14 protein-coding genes are annotated in these 14,152 nt (G+C 67.7%); 5 read left to right on the forward strand and 9 right to left on the reverse strand.

Going from position 1 to position 14,152, the window contains the following annotated elements; all coding sequences use genetic code 11:
* Positions 1–13: 13 nt before the first annotated feature.
* Positions 14–226 (reverse strand): hypothetical protein, encoded by a 213-nt coding sequence (locus QW881_RS15485; RefSeq protein ID WP_315738219.1) that lies wholly within the window; start codon positions 224–226, stop codon positions 14–16.
* Positions 227–365: 139 nt separating this feature from the next.
* Here QW881_RS15485 and QW881_RS15490 point away from each other — a divergent pair, with 139 nt between their 5' ends.
* On the forward strand, positions 366–2,657 hold the full coding sequence (locus QW881_RS15490) for a ComEC/Rec2 family competence protein (RefSeq protein WP_315756717.1): 2,292 nt from the start codon (positions 366–368) through the stop codon (positions 2,655–2,657).
* Here the strand turns inward: QW881_RS15490 and QW881_RS15495 are convergent.
* The 5 genes from QW881_RS15495 to QW881_RS15515 form a co-directional block, all read right to left on the reverse strand.
* Positions 2,612–2,869 (reverse strand): hypothetical protein, encoded by a 258-nt coding sequence (locus QW881_RS15495; protein WP_315756716.1) that lies wholly within the window; start codon positions 2,867–2,869, stop codon positions 2,612–2,614. The genes QW881_RS15490 and QW881_RS15495 overlap by 46 nt on opposite strands.
* Positions 2,870–2,958: 89 nt before the next feature.
* Positions 2,959–3,399, reverse strand: a complete 441-nt coding sequence (locus tag QW881_RS15500; RefSeq protein ID WP_315738216.1) for a hypothetical protein — start codon at positions 3,397–3,399, stop codon at positions 2,959–2,961.
* Positions 3,400–3,658: 259 nt separating this feature from the next.
* Entirely contained in the window at positions 3,659–4,357 is a 699-nt protein-coding gene (gene lexA / locus QW881_RS15505; protein ID WP_315756715.1) for a transcriptional repressor LexA, read from the reverse strand.
* 206 nt (positions 4,358–4,563) lie between these two features.
* Positions 4,564–5,775: a gephyrin-like molybdotransferase Glp gene (gene glp, locus QW881_RS15510; protein ID WP_315756714.1), complete on the reverse strand. Its 1,212-nt coding sequence runs from the start codon at positions 5,773–5,775 to the stop codon at positions 4,564–4,566.
* A gap of 232 nt (positions 5,776–6,007) precedes the next feature.
* Positions 6,008–6,958, reverse strand: coding sequence for a LysR family transcriptional regulator (locus QW881_RS15515; RefSeq protein WP_315756713.1), 951 nt, complete (start codon positions 6,956–6,958; stop codon positions 6,008–6,010).
* An 84-nt stretch (positions 6,959–7,042) separates the two neighbouring features.
* On the opposite strand from QW881_RS15515, the gene QW881_RS15520 reads away from it, so the two are divergent.
* Both QW881_RS15520 and QW881_RS15525 read left to right on the forward strand, forming a co-directional pair.
* Complete coding sequence (locus QW881_RS15520; protein ID WP_315756712.1) at positions 7,043–7,975, forward strand: MBL fold metallo-hydrolase; 933 nt, start codon at positions 7,043–7,045, stop codon at positions 7,973–7,975.
* Between the two features lie 12 nt (positions 7,976–7,987).
* Positions 7,988–8,977: an alpha/beta hydrolase gene (locus tag QW881_RS15525; RefSeq protein WP_315756711.1), complete on the forward strand. Its 990-nt coding sequence runs from the start codon at positions 7,988–7,990 to the stop codon at positions 8,975–8,977.
* A 26-nt stretch (positions 8,978–9,003) separates the two neighbouring features.
* On the opposite strand, the gene QW881_RS15530 is transcribed toward QW881_RS15525, so the two are convergent.
* Complete coding sequence (locus QW881_RS15530; protein ID WP_315756766.1) at positions 9,004–9,663, reverse strand: hypothetical protein; 660 nt, start codon at positions 9,661–9,663, stop codon at positions 9,004–9,006.
* A 180-nt stretch (positions 9,664–9,843) separates the two neighbouring features.
* Between QW881_RS15530 and QW881_RS15535 the strand changes: the two genes are divergently transcribed.
* Positions 9,844–10,191 (forward strand): hypothetical protein, encoded by a 348-nt coding sequence (locus QW881_RS15535; RefSeq protein ID WP_315756710.1) that lies wholly within the window; start codon positions 9,844–9,846, stop codon positions 10,189–10,191.
* Between the two features lie 215 nt (positions 10,192–10,406).
* On the opposite strand, the gene QW881_RS15540 is transcribed toward QW881_RS15535, so the two are convergent.
* The gene (locus QW881_RS15540) at positions 10,407–11,036 is read right to left on the reverse strand and encodes an HAD family phosphatase (protein ID WP_315756709.1); all 630 of its coding nucleotides are present in this window, start codon (positions 11,034–11,036) and stop codon (positions 10,407–10,409) included.
* A gap of 43 nt (positions 11,037–11,079) precedes the next feature.
* A complete protein-coding gene (locus QW881_RS15545) occupies positions 11,080–12,216 on the reverse strand; it encodes an alpha-hydroxy acid oxidase (protein WP_316158521.1) in 1,137 nt (378 codons plus the stop codon).
* 420 nt (positions 12,217–12,636) lie between these two features.
* Here QW881_RS15545 and QW881_RS15550 point away from each other — a divergent pair, with 420 nt between their 5' ends.
* Positions 12,637–13,971: a S41 family peptidase gene (locus QW881_RS15550; RefSeq protein WP_315738209.1), complete on the forward strand. Its 1,335-nt coding sequence runs from the start codon at positions 12,637–12,639 to the stop codon at positions 13,969–13,971.
* Positions 13,972–14,152: the final 181 nt, after the last annotated feature.

A 14,152-nucleotide genomic window follows, 5' to 3' on the forward strand; every position in this document is an offset into this window, starting at 1 on the left:
CCGCAGCCGCAGCTCAATTGATCGCTGCGAGGCCGGCCTCGGTCAGCGTTGGCACGCCATCGCTGACCTCGACCAGGCCGCGCTCCGCGAGGAGCGAGAGATCATCGTCGGCGACGGGGGAGAGCGTGAGCCGGTGGGCCTTGATGTCCCGCAACGTCCAGCGCAAGTGGATCGCCGTGTCGAGCGCGAGGTCGGCAAAGGGATCGTCATTGTCATGGTGGTCCATACCCGCATAAGCCCGTGCGGTGCCGAAAGTTCCAATGACGTTCCCGGCACCGGGATTGGATTCTCGTTTCGTTCCGCTAGTCGGATTCCCCGTGGTTTCGCTAGCCTCCATGCCCGTGAAGTAACGGGTGGTGTGGGCAATGGCGGAGCCGGTCAGGCCGCCGGGAGGGCGTCGCGGGCTCGCGGGCACGATGGCCGATGTCTGGCCGCCGCGCGGCGCGCTGGCCGGCGGCTGGCCCGCGATCGGGTCCGGCGCGTCGTCGGCATTCGCCGCCCGCCTGAAGAGCTGGGCGGTCGAGGAGGCCGGGGCGGGCCGGCTGCTGCCCTGGGTGCCGGTGGCGTTCGGGGCCGGCATCGCGCTGTACTTCTCCGCCGATCACGAGCCGGTGCTCTGGATCGCCGCCACCACCGCCGCGCTGCTCTGCATCGTCGCCGTCATGATGCGGCGGCATCGGATGTTTCCGGCTGCCGTGATGATCGCAGCTGCAGCGTGCGGCTTTGCCGCGGCGACCATCAAGACCGCGCGTGTCGCACATCCGGTGCTGGCGCGGCCGCTGTACTCCGTGGCGCTGTCCGGCTTCGTCGAGGCGCGCGACATCCGCGAGCGCAGCGATCGGATCGTGCTGCGCGTCGCCGCGATGGAGAGCCCGCGCAACGCCGCCACGATCGCGCGCGTGCGGCTCGCGGTGCGCAAGGGCACGGCGCCCGAGGTCGGCAGCTTCGTGCAGCTCAAGGCGCGGCTGCTGCCGCCGATGGCCCCGGTGCGGCCGGGATCCTACGACTTCGCGCGCGACATGTTCTTCCAGGGCATCGGCGCCTCCGGCTTCGTGATGGGCGCGATCACGACGGCGCCGCCGCCGCAGGCCGCCGGCTTCGGCCTGGGCTATGCGGCGGCCATGCAGGGCCTGCGCGATGCGATCGACGCACGCATCCGCGCCCGCCTGACGGGCGATGAGCGCGCCATCGCCACCGCGCTGCTGACCGGTCGGCGCGACGCCATCACGCCCGATGTCAACGATGCGATGTTCGTCTCCGGCCTCGGCCACGTGCTGTCGATCTCAGGCTATCACATGGCCGTCGTCGCCGGCGTCGTGTTCTTCGCCGTGCGCGCGCTGCTTGCGCTGATCCCCGGCCTCACCATCAGCCATCCGATCAAGAAATGGGCGGCCGCGGCAGCGCTGGTCGCGGCGGCGTTCTACCTGCTGCTGTCGGGCGCGGAGGTCGCGACGCAGAGATCGTTCTTCATGACGGCCGTGGTGCTGATCGCGGTCATGGTCGATCGCCGCGCCGTCACCTTCCGCACGCTCGCGGTCGCGGCGATGATCGTGCTGATCGCGGCACCCGAAGCGCTGGTGCATCCGAGCTTCCAGATGTCGTTCGCGGCGACGCTCGGCCTGGTCGCGCTGGTGCAGTTCGGCCTGCCCAAACTGTTTGCGACGCCGGACAGCTCCACGACGCAGCGCATCGCGCTGTGGGGCGGCCGCGAGCTCGCGATGCTGCTGCTGGCCTCGCTGATCGCGGGGCTTGCGACCACGCCCTATGCCGCGTTCCACTTCCATCGCGTCACGCCCTATGGCGTGCTCGCCAATCTCGCGGCGATGCCGGTGGTTTCGGTGCTGGTGATGCCCGCCGGACTGCTCGGCCTGCTGGCGGCGCCGTTCGGGCTCGACGGTCCCTGGTGGACGCTGATGGGCCTCGGCATCGACTGGATGATCGCGGTGACGCGCTGGGTGGCGGCGCTGCCCGGCGCGGTCGGGCGCATCCCGGGCTTCGGCATCGGTCCGCTGATCCTGGCCAGCCTCGGCGTCATCCTGATCGGCCTGCTGCGCACACCGCTGCGCTGGTCGGGCGCCGTCGGGCTCGTGGTGGCCACCGCGTGGGCCGCCACGACGCCGCTGCCCGACGTCCTGATCGCCGGCGATGGGCGCGCGGTGGCGGTGCGCGGCCGTGACGGACGCCTGCAGGTGATGCGCACCGGCAAGGACGTGTTCGCCACCAAGGAGTGGCTCGCGGCCGACGCCGATGCCCGGCTGCCGGCGGATTCATCGCTCGCCGATGGCGTCTCCTGCGACGAGGCGGGCTGCGTGGTCGCGATGGCCGACGGCCGATTCGCCGCCTTGACCCTGCGCGCCGAGGCGCTCGAAGATGATTGCGCCCGTGCCGCGCTGATTGTCACCGCGCGCGCCGCGCCGTCATCTTGCGCGGCGGCCGTCATCGATCGCCAGCGCCTGCAGCAGCAGGGCGCCTTGATGCTGGTGCAGCGGGGCACCGGCTTCTCCGTCACGCCGGTGCGCGCCGGCGGCACCGACCGCCCGTGGTGGCCGGCGCCCGCCGAGGCCGGCGAGTTCGACACGACGCTGACGCCGCGTGCGCCGGTGTCGCGGCTTCAGGACGCGACGCCGCCGGAGACGGAGCAGGGCGAGCAGGATTGAGCGCCGGACAGCTCGAACGTGCCGAGATGATACTCGGTGTCGTCGGGTGCATCGAACAGCGAGGGACCTTCGACCAGCGTAAACGCAGCGCCCGGATATCGTTGCCAGATGGCGATGTCATCAGCCGTGACCGTCAGCCATCCGAACGCAAGCATGTAGCGGCCGGGCTCGGTGATCCGGTCGGCCTTGTTCCAATCGATCTTGTTGACCACGGCGGCAAGCTCCCCCGGCACACAATGCCGGCCGAGGGATGTCGTTCCTATTCGATGCGATGTCGAGAGAAATGCGGACGCGCAGGCGCTCAGGTAATGCTGATGCGGCGAATCGGTGTGGCCTGCGAAGCCGGAACGTCCTCCGCCACGCCCGGGCGGCGCTCGGCCGGCTGCTTGCTGACCGGCAATTGCAGCACGGTGACGCGCTGGCCCTCGCAGAGCTGGGTCACCAGCACGTGGCGGCCGTCGGCGAATTCGATCGCGTCGTGATGGCGATCGGGGATGTGCGTCTCGATGCTGTTGAACTTCGCGACGCGCTCGCGGATCGTCCGGGTCCAGAGCCAGCGGCTGTCGTAGCGGACGTCCTCGACAAATGCCAACTCGGTGCCGGGCAGCATGCAGACTGCGACGGTCGGCTCGCTCTCGAGGGCGAAGCCGCGGGTGGCGGTGCCGCGAAACGTCGTCGAGATCAACGTCTCGCCGACCTTGGCGGGACGGGACGCAACCGCATGGAGGCTGTAGTCACACATCGGATCGCTCCTCGTTGAGAGATAGCCGACCCACGCTCCCCCCGGACAGGCGCAGGCCTCTATCAGAGTGGACATCGATGGTGATGTTAGCGCGCGCTTCACGGCAATTCTGCGCTGATCTGCACCGCGTGCGCCCGCGGGCGATCACAAGCGTTTGAGCATGCCGCGCTGCACATCCTGAGGTGCATTCGCGCGTGACCAATTTCGATCGGCGGCGAAGCGCGTGCGCCCGTCGCCGGTCGACCGATCGCGTCCGCGATCAGTACTTGCGATACAGCCCGACCAGCTTGCCTTGGATCTTCACCCGGTTCGGCGGCAGGATGCGCACCTCGTAGGCGGTGTTGGCCGGCTCCAGCGCGATCGATGCGCCGCGGCGGCGGAAGCGCTTCAACGTCGCTTCCTCATCGTCGATCAGCGCTACCACAATGTCGCCGGTGTCGGCGGTCTCGTTGCGCTGGATCAGCGCCATGTCGCCGTCGAGGATGCCGGCATCGACCATGGAGTCGCCGCGCACCTCGAGCGCATAGTGATCGCCGTTGCCGAGCATGTCGGCGGGCACGCTGATGGTGTGGCTGCGCGTCTGTAGCGCCTCGATCGGGGTACCGGCGGCGATGCGGCCCATCACCGGCACCGCGACGGGGCGCTCGCCATCGTCCAGCGCGGGACTGCTGGTGCGCACCTTGCCGAGATTGCCCTCGATCACCGATGGGGTGAAGCCGCGGCGGTTGTTGGCGGCCTGTGACAGTTCGGGCAGCTTGATCACCTCGATCGCGCGGGCGCGGTTGGGCAGCCGGCGGATGAAGCCGCGCTCCTCAAGCGCCGTGATCAGGCGATGAATGCCGGACTTCGAGCGCAGATCGAGCGCATCCTTCATCTCGTCGAAGGACGGCGGCACGCCGGCTTCCTTGAGCCGCTCGTTGATGAACCGCAGAAGTTCGTACTGTTTGCGCGTCAGCATCTCGACCTGGTCCCCAGTTTGTTGTCGTCCGAGTCCAGGAGCTGCGCCTTGAGCACAAACCGGCTGAGAGCGCCTTGGAGTCGGACCATCATCGCGTCGCCCGCAACATACTAAAAACAAATCATGAACGGACACTATATGTTCGATGTGTGTTCCGCAATCCTTAAATTGTAGTGAACGGACCGGGCTTTGCCGGGGGAAACGGCCTAGCTCGGCAGGCGCAGGATCTCGCACGGGCTGCCGGCGGCGGCCTTCGGCGCAAACGCCCGCCGGATCACCAGCGCCTGCGAGAGCGCGAGATTGCCGAGCAGCGACGAATCCTGCTGGGTCACCGGCGTTGCGATCAGCGTGCCGTCGGCGCGCTCCTCGAGCTGCGCCCGCAGATAGTCCTCGCGCGAATCGTTGGCCCCGAGTTCGCGGCCGAGCAGGGCGGTCTCGCGTGGCATGCGAGCTTCGTCGCGGCCGAGCAGCCGCCGAATCAGCGGCACCAGGAATAGGATGGCGCAGACATAGGACGACACCGGATTGCCGGGCAGTCCGATCACCCTCATGTCGCCGAGCCGTCCGTGCATCATCGGCTTGCCCGGCCGCATCGCGATCTTCCAGAACGCCATCTCGACGCCCTCGGCTTCGAGCGCCTGCTTGACGAGGTCGTGATCGCCGACCGAGGCGCCGCCGGTCGTGATCAGGATGTCGGCCTTGGCCTCGCGCGCCCGCCGGATCCCGGCGATCGTGGCCTCCATCGTATCCGCGGCGATGCCGAGATCGATCGGTGTCGCGCCCTCGCTGCGCACCAGCGCCCGCAGGGCGTAGCCGTTGGAATAGACGATCTGGCCCGGGCCGGGCGTCGAGCCCGGCATCACCAGCTCGTCGCCGGTGGCGAGCAGCGCCACCTTCGGCCGGCGCCGCACCGGCAGTGCCGGATGATTCATGCTGGCCGCCAGCGACAGGTCGCGGTCGCTAAGCCGGCGGCCCGCCTTCAGCAGCACCATGCCCTGGTGGAAGTCGACGCCCGCGGGCCGAATGTGCCGGCCCTTGATCGCGGCCTCGGTGATCACGACGTGGCCATCTTCGGCGATCGTGTCTTCCTGGATCACCACCGCGTCGGCGCCCTCAGGGACAACGCCACCAGTGAAGATGCGCGCCGCCTCGCCGGGTCCGACCACGCGATCGAACGGCCGCCCCGCCGCGACCTCGCCGATCACCCTCAGCCGCACCTTGGCCTGGGCTGCGTCCGCCGCGCGCACGGCGTAGCCGTCCATCGCCGACATCGCCTCGGGCGGCTGCGTCCGCAGCGCCGCGAGGTCGCGGGCCAGGATGCGGTGATGGGCCTCGTCCAGCGTCACCAGCTCCTCGGCCAGCGGCTCGGCGCCGGCGAGCACGGCGGACAACGCATCAGACACCGGCATCAGGGCCATGAGAGTTCCTTCGGACGGAGACGGCAGATCAAATGAGTCGCCTTCTAACCGAACGCGCACGGCTCGGCCAAGGGCTCAGGCCGCTTCCTGCCTTCTGATCGTCTGATGTTGGCCGCGTCCGGGCCGCTGCCTCACGATCGCGCGAGTAACCCTGCAATCAGTGCGCAGAAGGTCGACCGCAGTGCCAAGGCGTTGGCCGATGCGCCGTTCCGATTAGCTCCCGCCCCGCGTTCTATCCAGCAGCCGCGCGACAGGCGGCGCGCTCGGTCGTGTGCAGGATATCCGCAACCATGTTCCGCAGCCAGACCGATGCTGCATCACGATCGAGCTGCAGCGGCCAGACCATCGAGACGGCCGGCAGCCGCAGCTTCAACGGCGCGGGACAGAGCGTCAGCCCAAACCGCGGCCCGTAGAGCTTTGCCATCCTGGTCGGTATCGTCGTGATCACCGCTGACGCGGCCACCGTCGCCAGCACGCTGAGGAAATCCGAGGAGGCCGAGACCACGTTGAGCTCGGTCCCGATCTCGTCAAGCGCCGCCTCCAGGCAGCCCTGCAGGCTGTTGGTCAGCGTCACCAGCGCGTGGGGAAGCGACAGATAGTCGGCGAGGCTGATCGGCGTTTTCATCGCGATGCGCTTTGGATTGTAGACGCAGCTCAGAGCCTGCTCGAACAGGAACTGGGATCTGTGCCGCTGTGCGACGGCCTCGAAGCAGCCGACCGCAACATCCAAGGCGCCATCGTCGAGCAAACGATGCACCTCGTTGCGTTCAGTCGGCCGGCTGAGAAACCGCACTCCGGGCGCCGAGCGACGGAGCGCCGCCGCAAGTTCGGGGATCAGCAGCAGCTCGACCTCGCTTGAAAATCCCAAGCGGATGGTGCGCTGCTCGGTCGCCGGGTCGAACCCCGGTGCGGCGTGCAGCGCAGCCTGCATCTGCCCCAGCGCCGCCCGAACCGGCCCGGCGAGAGCCGCCGCCCGCGGCGTCGGTTGCATGATCGTGCCGACGCGGACGAACAGCTCATCCTGCAGCAGCACGCGAAGCGTCGACAGCGTATGGCTCATTGCCGGCTGCCCCACCTTGAGGCGCGCCGCGCGCGTCACGCTGCGCTCCTGCATCAGCGCGTCGAATGCGACCAGCAGATTGAGGTCGAAGGAGCGAAGATCGAAGTGGTCGATGGACTGCATGAGTTGGATCGATTTGAGGAATGTATGACCTAGTCGTAGATCTCGGCCCAGACAAGACTACCGTTCGGATCGAGGCCGCCAAACATGCAGGACATCACGACCTATCGCGTCGGGGACGCCATCATCACCAGGATCTTCGAGATCGGCCTCGATGCGGTCGAGGGGGAGTTTCTGTTTCCGGGTGTGGACGCCGCCAGCATTGCCCGGGAACGCGGCCGGTTCGAGCCGGGATCAGTCGATCCGCGCACGGGATCGTTGCGCCTGAGCATCCATAGCTGGCTGGTACGGACGCCGGAGCGGGTGGTTCTGATCGACACGGCCACCGGCAATGACAAGGAGCGACCAGTCGCGGCCGCCTTGCATCGCCTGAACGAGCCGTTTCTGGACCGGCTGCGGGCAGCCGGCGTCGCCCCTGACGATGTCGACCTCGTCCTGATGACGCATTTGCACGCCGATCACGTGGGCTGGAATACGCAGCTTGCCGATGGCCGTTGGATGCCGGTGTTTCCCAACGCCCAGCACATCTTCTCAGGCCGCGAGCGCGCCTATGTCGCCGCACTCTCGGCCGGCAACGGCTCGGACGCCGGGATCAGGGACGCAGCTGGACTTGGCCCCATGCTGCATCCACCGATGCCAGGGGTCTACGAAGACAGCGTGCTACCGATCGTCGAGGCCAGCCTCGCGCGCGAGATCACGGTCGATGGCAGCGAGGTCGTCGACGGCTTCCGTTTTCTGCCGAGCCCCGGTCACAGCATCGATCACGCCTGCATCAGCTTCAGCTCACGTGGCGAGCGCGCGCTGTTCTGGGGCGACGTGATGCATCATCCGCTGCAGGTCGCGCGTCCGGACTGGAACTCGGTCTATTGCGAATTCCCGGATGCGGCGCGGACCTCACGCCGATGGGCGATGAACCATGCCGCCGAGACCGGCTCCCTCGTGTTCACGACCCACTTCGCCGAGTCCTCGGCCGGGCGGATCAGCCGCGACGGCGACCGGTTCGCGTGGCACTTCGCCTGATCCGAGGTGACCATGACCGAGAACGCAACGTCCTCCTCGCGCATCGTTTCCGAGCGCCGCCTGATCGAAGGCCCGGTGTCCGATGTCCAGCTTCAGCTCATCAACAAGCGCCGGCATGACGTGCAACGGTTCTCGGCCGAGCGCACGCTGGTGATGATGCACGGCGCCACCTTTTCATCCGCTAGCCTGTTCGACGTCGCGGTTGGTGGCGCCTCCTTCATGGATGTCCTGGCGCAGGCCGGCTACGATGTCTGGGCCGTCGATGCGCGCGGCTATGGCGGTTCCAGCCGGCCGCCGGAGATGTCGCGGGCGGCCGAGGAGGGATCTCCATTGGTCAATGCGCGGACCGCCGTGGACGATTTCGGCGCGGCGGTGGACTTCATCTGCCGGCATCGCGACGTCCCGCGCGCCAACGTGCTCGGCATGTCCTGGGGCGCCACCGTCGCGGGCATGTTCGCGAGCGCGGCGAGCGCGAAGCTCGAGAAGGTGATCCTGGTGACGCCGCTCTGGCTGTCCAGCGAGCCGCTGCGCATCGACGCCGGCGGACCGCTCGGCGCCTATCGGATCGTCAGCCCGCGCGCGTTCGAGGCTGCGTGGCGCGGCGCCGCTCCGGAGCAGGCGCGGGACAAGCTGATTCCGGACGGCTGGTTCGAGTCCTGGGCGGAGGCGACGCTCGCGACCGATCCGGACTCGCCGTACCCCGGCGCGATCCGCGCGCCTTCGGGCGCGGTTCAGGACGTGCGCGAGCATTGGACCGTGGACCAGCCGATCTACGATCCCAGCACGATCGACTGCCCTGTTCTCGTGCTCTCGGCGGAATGGGATGTGGATGTCCGCTTCGACGTGGCGCACGACCTGTTCGTTCGTCTCGTGAGCGCGCCGTACAAGCGGCTGGTCGAGATCGGGCAGGGCACGCACATGATCCTGATGGAGCGGAATCGACGGCAGGCGTTCGATGCGGTGATCGGATTTCTGGACGAGCGCGTCGTGCCGGCGCGTTGATCGTCGCGCGGACGGCCTGCACCGCGTTAGAGCGGATGCCGAATCCAGACATTCGGCTCGACATAGGCGGCATGGTCGTGCTCGACCGACGCGAGCACGGGCACGAGAGCAGCGGGGACCTCGATCTCACCCGAGCGATCGAAGGTCACGCCGGTCCATTGCGACCACTCGGCGAGCGTGCCGACGATGGTCATCGAGCACGGCGCGATCTTGACGATCTCGCCACCGATGCCGAGGTGCGTGCGCAGCCAGGAATCGACCAATCGGCCGTCTTCGCGCCGCTGATCGAGATAGGCGCGCATCGGCGTCCGCGGCGCCAGATGTTTCTGGTTCGGCCGCACCGGCGCGTACAGCTCGGCAAAACCTTTGGCGCGTGCGCAGCCTTTCAGAGCCGCGAGCATGGCGAGCGAGCTGCCGGCCACGCGCGCCTTCGGCAGCAGCGCAATCTCCAGCGCGCTCATCGTCGTCGGCCGCCGTCCCAGCAGGCGGTCCTCGTGACCCCAGCGGATCACCTCGTCCCAGCCCGCATCCGGCAGCGTGCGGCGGCCCTCGATGCCGAAGGTGAAGGGGACGGCGAACGCGCGCCCGACCACCTCGTCACCGGCGAGCGCCACGTAGGCGCAGTCCGCATATTGGTCGAACACTGGCGGATCATAGTACAACGTCGCCGTCCGGTCCTGCCGCATGAACTCCGGCCAGATGGCATCCAGCTCGGGCGAGAACACGCGCGGGATCAGGTCGGGCCGATCACGCAAACAGATGATGTCGAGGGGCATTCGGTTCTTCCGGGCCGCGGGGCGTGTAGAGCGGGCAGCTTAGGCGGTCGGGCCGTCTGCGACCAGCGGATGTGGCGGGAGACGGGCCGGATGGCGCCGTTGCCGGCGGTCGAATTTAGGATTCGCTTTTTCGGAAAAATCTGCTATGCTGATTTGGTCCCGTGCTCGACAGGAGGGGCGCTTCGCGATCGTCACGGACGTGGAGCGCGGGATGCGGTGGCCGCGACGTGCCGCAGCGTGCTCGGATGGCACGCGGACGAACGGCATGGCGCGGACGTGAAGTCGCGTGGTCCTGGCATCCCGAAGCTGATGCCAAGCCGGCGGGTGATGATGATCCCGACGGCGACGGTGGCCAACAAGCCGGGCACCGGGGAGATCGCGTATAAACGTGAAGACCATCGCGCAGGGAATGCCGGATGTCGGCTGGACCTGTGGTGACTGCCGCCTGCTTTTTTTCTGCAGGCGGGCCATGGGTTGCGGCCAGCAGCCCGGCATTCCCTGCGCCCTCCGATTGGAGGAGGGTGAGATGAGAGCAGCAAAGCTCGGGCACATCGTGTCGCGAGAACAATCTTGCATGAGTGGGCACCGTCATTGCGAGCGCAGCCTTTCAGAACGTCACGCCGCTGGCCATGACGCACCCTTGCGCGACGCGATCAGATCCCGAGCGCCTCCAGCGCCGCGGCGATGTCGGCCGTCGAGCGCACCAGCACCGCCTGCAGCCCGCTGGCCCGCGCGCCGTAGATGTTTTCAGCGAGGTCGTCGAAGAACAGGATGCGCCCGGCGGGCACGCCGATCGCCTGCACGACGTGATCATACGCCTCGGCATCCGGCTTTCGCAGGCCGATCGACGACGACAGGAAGATCTCGCGAAAGTGACCAAGCAGGTCGGCGTAGCGCGGCGAGAAGTGATCGATGTGCGGCTGGTTGGTGTTGGAGAAGGCATAGAGCGGCAGTTTCTCCGCCGCGCGGGCGAGCAGCGGGACGATGCCCGGCATCGGGCCGACGAAGATCGCGTTCCAGCCCTCGAGAAACTGCGCGTCGGTGATGTCGATGCCGAGCTGCCGGCGCAGGTTGGCGAAGAAGTCGGCGTCGGAGACGGTGCCGCGCTCATGGCCGTGGTAGATCTCGTCGCGCACGAAGCGGGCGGCAATGTGCTCCGCCGGACAGCCGGCATGCGCGGCCCAGCGCGAGACGACCTGGACGAAATCGATGTCGATGACGACGCGGCCGAGATCGAACAGCAGCGCGTCGGCGTCGCCGGGGCGGAGAGCGGAGGAGGGCATGGAGGGGCGTCGATGGCTGGCGTTGAACGGAAGGGCCTCCGCCTCAATAACGGTAGGGCTCGATGTCGACCAGCGGAAACGCGCTGACGACGCTCGGCTGGTTGGTGGCGGTTGCCGGATGCAGGTAGGAGCCGTTGAGTTCGGCGAACGAGGTGATGCCGAGCAGGCCGAGCGCGCGGATGACCTCGTCCTCCAGCAGCTCGAGCATGCGCAGGATGCCGTCCTCGCCGGCCGCGGCGAGCGCCCAGCATTGCAGCCGGCCGATGCCGACGAGGTCGGCGCCGGAGGCGATCGCCTTGACGATGTCGGTGCCGCGGCAGAAGCCGCCGTCGACCATGATCCTTGCCCGGCTCTTCACGGCGGCGACGATCTCCGGCAGCACATGCATGGCCCCGCGGCCATGGTCGAGCTGGCGGCCGCCATGGTTGGAGACGTAGATCCAGTCGACGCCGTGATCGACCGCAATCTGCGCGTCCTCGGCGGTCGCGATGCCCTTGATGATCAGCGGCAGCTTGAACTTGTCCTTGATCAGCTTGACGGTGTGCCAGCTCAGCGCCTTCTGGTGGTCGCCGCCGGTCGCGCGCAGCCGGCTTTCGCGGACGTAGCGCTTGGCGATGTCGCGCTCGCGCCGGCTGTAATGGCCGGTGTCGACGGTCAGGCAGAACGCGGTGTAGCTGTTGGCGACCGCCCGGCTCACATAGTCCTCGACGAAGGCGTCGTCGCCGCGGACATAGAGCTGGAAGATTCGCAGCGCGTCGGGCGCGGCCTCGGCGGTCTTCTCCAGCCCGGGTTCCGACACCGAGCTCAGCATGTGCGCCGCTCCGAATCGGCCCGCCCCACGGGCCACGCTGGCCGCCCCTGCCGGATCGAAGATTTCGAGCGCACCGACCGGGGCCATGACCACCGGCAGGCGCAGCTTGCGTCCGAAAGTTTCGACCGAGGCATCGACCCTGGACACGTCGCGCAGCACGCGCGGACGGAACGCGATCTCGTCGAGCGCCATCCGGTTCCGACGCAGCGTGGTCTCGGTTTCGGCCCCGCCGATGATGTAGTCCCAGGCGTTCTGGTTGAGCTGGGCGCGCGCCTTGCGGATGAGTTCGTGCAGGTTCTGGAACTTCTCGTCGCTCGAGCCGAGTTCGACGTTCCGCCACCCGGCCTCGATCGGGGTCCGTTGGTTCATGTTTGCCTCCCAGCGACTGTCATGCTTGCGGTTTTGCCGCGGAGCATTGCCCATCGAGCGGGCCGGGAGCAAGCCATTCCGAACTCGAGCTTCCGGGCGCGCGCAGGGAGCGGCGCCCCGCAGGCCCAGGCCATCGAATCGCGGCGTGGTACACGGCTCGTCGAATTGTGATCATGGGTGTCCGTGAAAGACGGGGTATGTTCAGCCGGGCCCGGCGCCGGCGCAGCCTTGATCTTGATTTCAGCCTGTGAACGTCCATTTCGGATGCGAGCGCCGGCGGTCGGGCCCCGGTACGGCGGCGCAATATCGGCCTTGAAGAAACCGGAAATGTGGTGTGTGTTCGCAACACAAATCGCGCCGGCGATACGTGCGGACCCTTTAGATCGGCCGGCCATCCAACAAACGCTCGGGAAGCAAACAATGCGGAAAAACTGGCTGTTCTTGGCGGGCACGATGACCGGCGTCGGGCTAACCCTGATGGTCACGGGTCCCGACGGCGCGCAACTCGTTGCGAAGGCCAAGGCCGCGGCCGGCATGGCCGACACCTATTCGCAGCTCAATCTGTTCGGCGCGGTGTTCGAGCGTGTTCGCGCCGACTATGTCGAGAAGCCGAGCGATCCCGCGCTGATCGAAGGCGCCATCAACGGCATGGTGTCCTCGCTCGATCCGCATTCGCGCTACATGAACGACAAGTCCTGGCGCGACATGCAGGAGACCACGTCCGGCGAGTTCGGCGGACTCGGTCTCGAGGTCACCATGGAGGAGGGCCTGGTCAAGGTCGTCGCGCCGATCGATGACACGCCCGCGTCCAAGGCCGGCGTTCTCTCGGGCGATCTCATCGCCAAGATCGACGGCGAGGCGGTGCAGGGACTGACGCTCGAGCAGGCCGTCGCCAAGATGAAGGGCGGCGTCAACACCAAGACCAAGCTTACCATCATGCGCAAGGGCAAGGACGCACCGCTCGACGTTACGCTGACGCGCGAGATCATCAAGGTGCGCCCGGTCCGCTATCACACCGAAGGCGGCGACATCGGCTATATCCGCATCACATCCTTCAACGAGCAGACCACCGAGAGCCTGCGCAAGGCCGTCGCCAGCATCTCCAAGGACATTCCGCAGGAGAAGCTCGCCGGCTATGTGGTCGACCTGCGCAACAATCCGGGCGGCCTGCTCGATCAGGCGGTGTCGGTCTCCAGCACGTTCCTCTCGCGAGGCGAGGTGGTTTCGACCCGCGGCCGCAATCCTGAGGAGACGCAGCGCTTCACCGCACGCGGCGGCGATCTCACCAAGGGCAAGCCGCTCGTGGTGCTGATCAATGGCGGCTCGGCCTCGGCGTCGGAGATCGTGGCGGGCGCGCTGCACGATCACAAGCGTGCAACCCTGGTCGGCACGCGCTCGTTCGGCAAGGGTTCCGTGCAGACCATCATTCCGCTCGGCGCCGGCAATGGCGCGCTGGCGCTGACCACGGCGCGCTACTACACGCCGTCGGGACGCTCGATCCAGGCGCAGGGCATCGCGCCGGACATCGAGGTCAAGCAGGACGTGCCGGACGAGCTGAAGGATCGCGGCGATCTCAAGGGTGAGGCCGGCATGCGCGGCCATCTCTCGGCGCCCGACGGCACCGAGCAGACCGGCTCGCAGTCCTACGTTCCGCCCGACGAGAAGGACGACAAGGCGCTGCACGCCGCATTCAACGTGCTGCGGGGCGTCACGGTGAACGCCGACGTCCGCGCCAAGGCGGCAGTGCCGAACTGATCTGCGAAGTGGGCGGGTGCGCGGCTTGCGACGCTCGATGCTCACACCCGACGGGGCGGCCCTGAGGCCGTCCCGCCGTGGTTTTCGACCAGCGTGTACAAGCGGACATGGAGTATGTCCGTCTGTGTCCCGTAGATCATGGCGGAGCCGTGGACTTCAAGGGACGACCGGTCGGCAGGGT

It is taken from the genome of Bradyrhizobium sp. SZCCHNS3016 (genome assembly GCF_032484535.1).
In the GTDB taxonomy this organism is placed as follows: domain Bacteria; phylum Pseudomonadota; class Alphaproteobacteria; order Rhizobiales; family Xanthobacteraceae; genus Bradyrhizobium.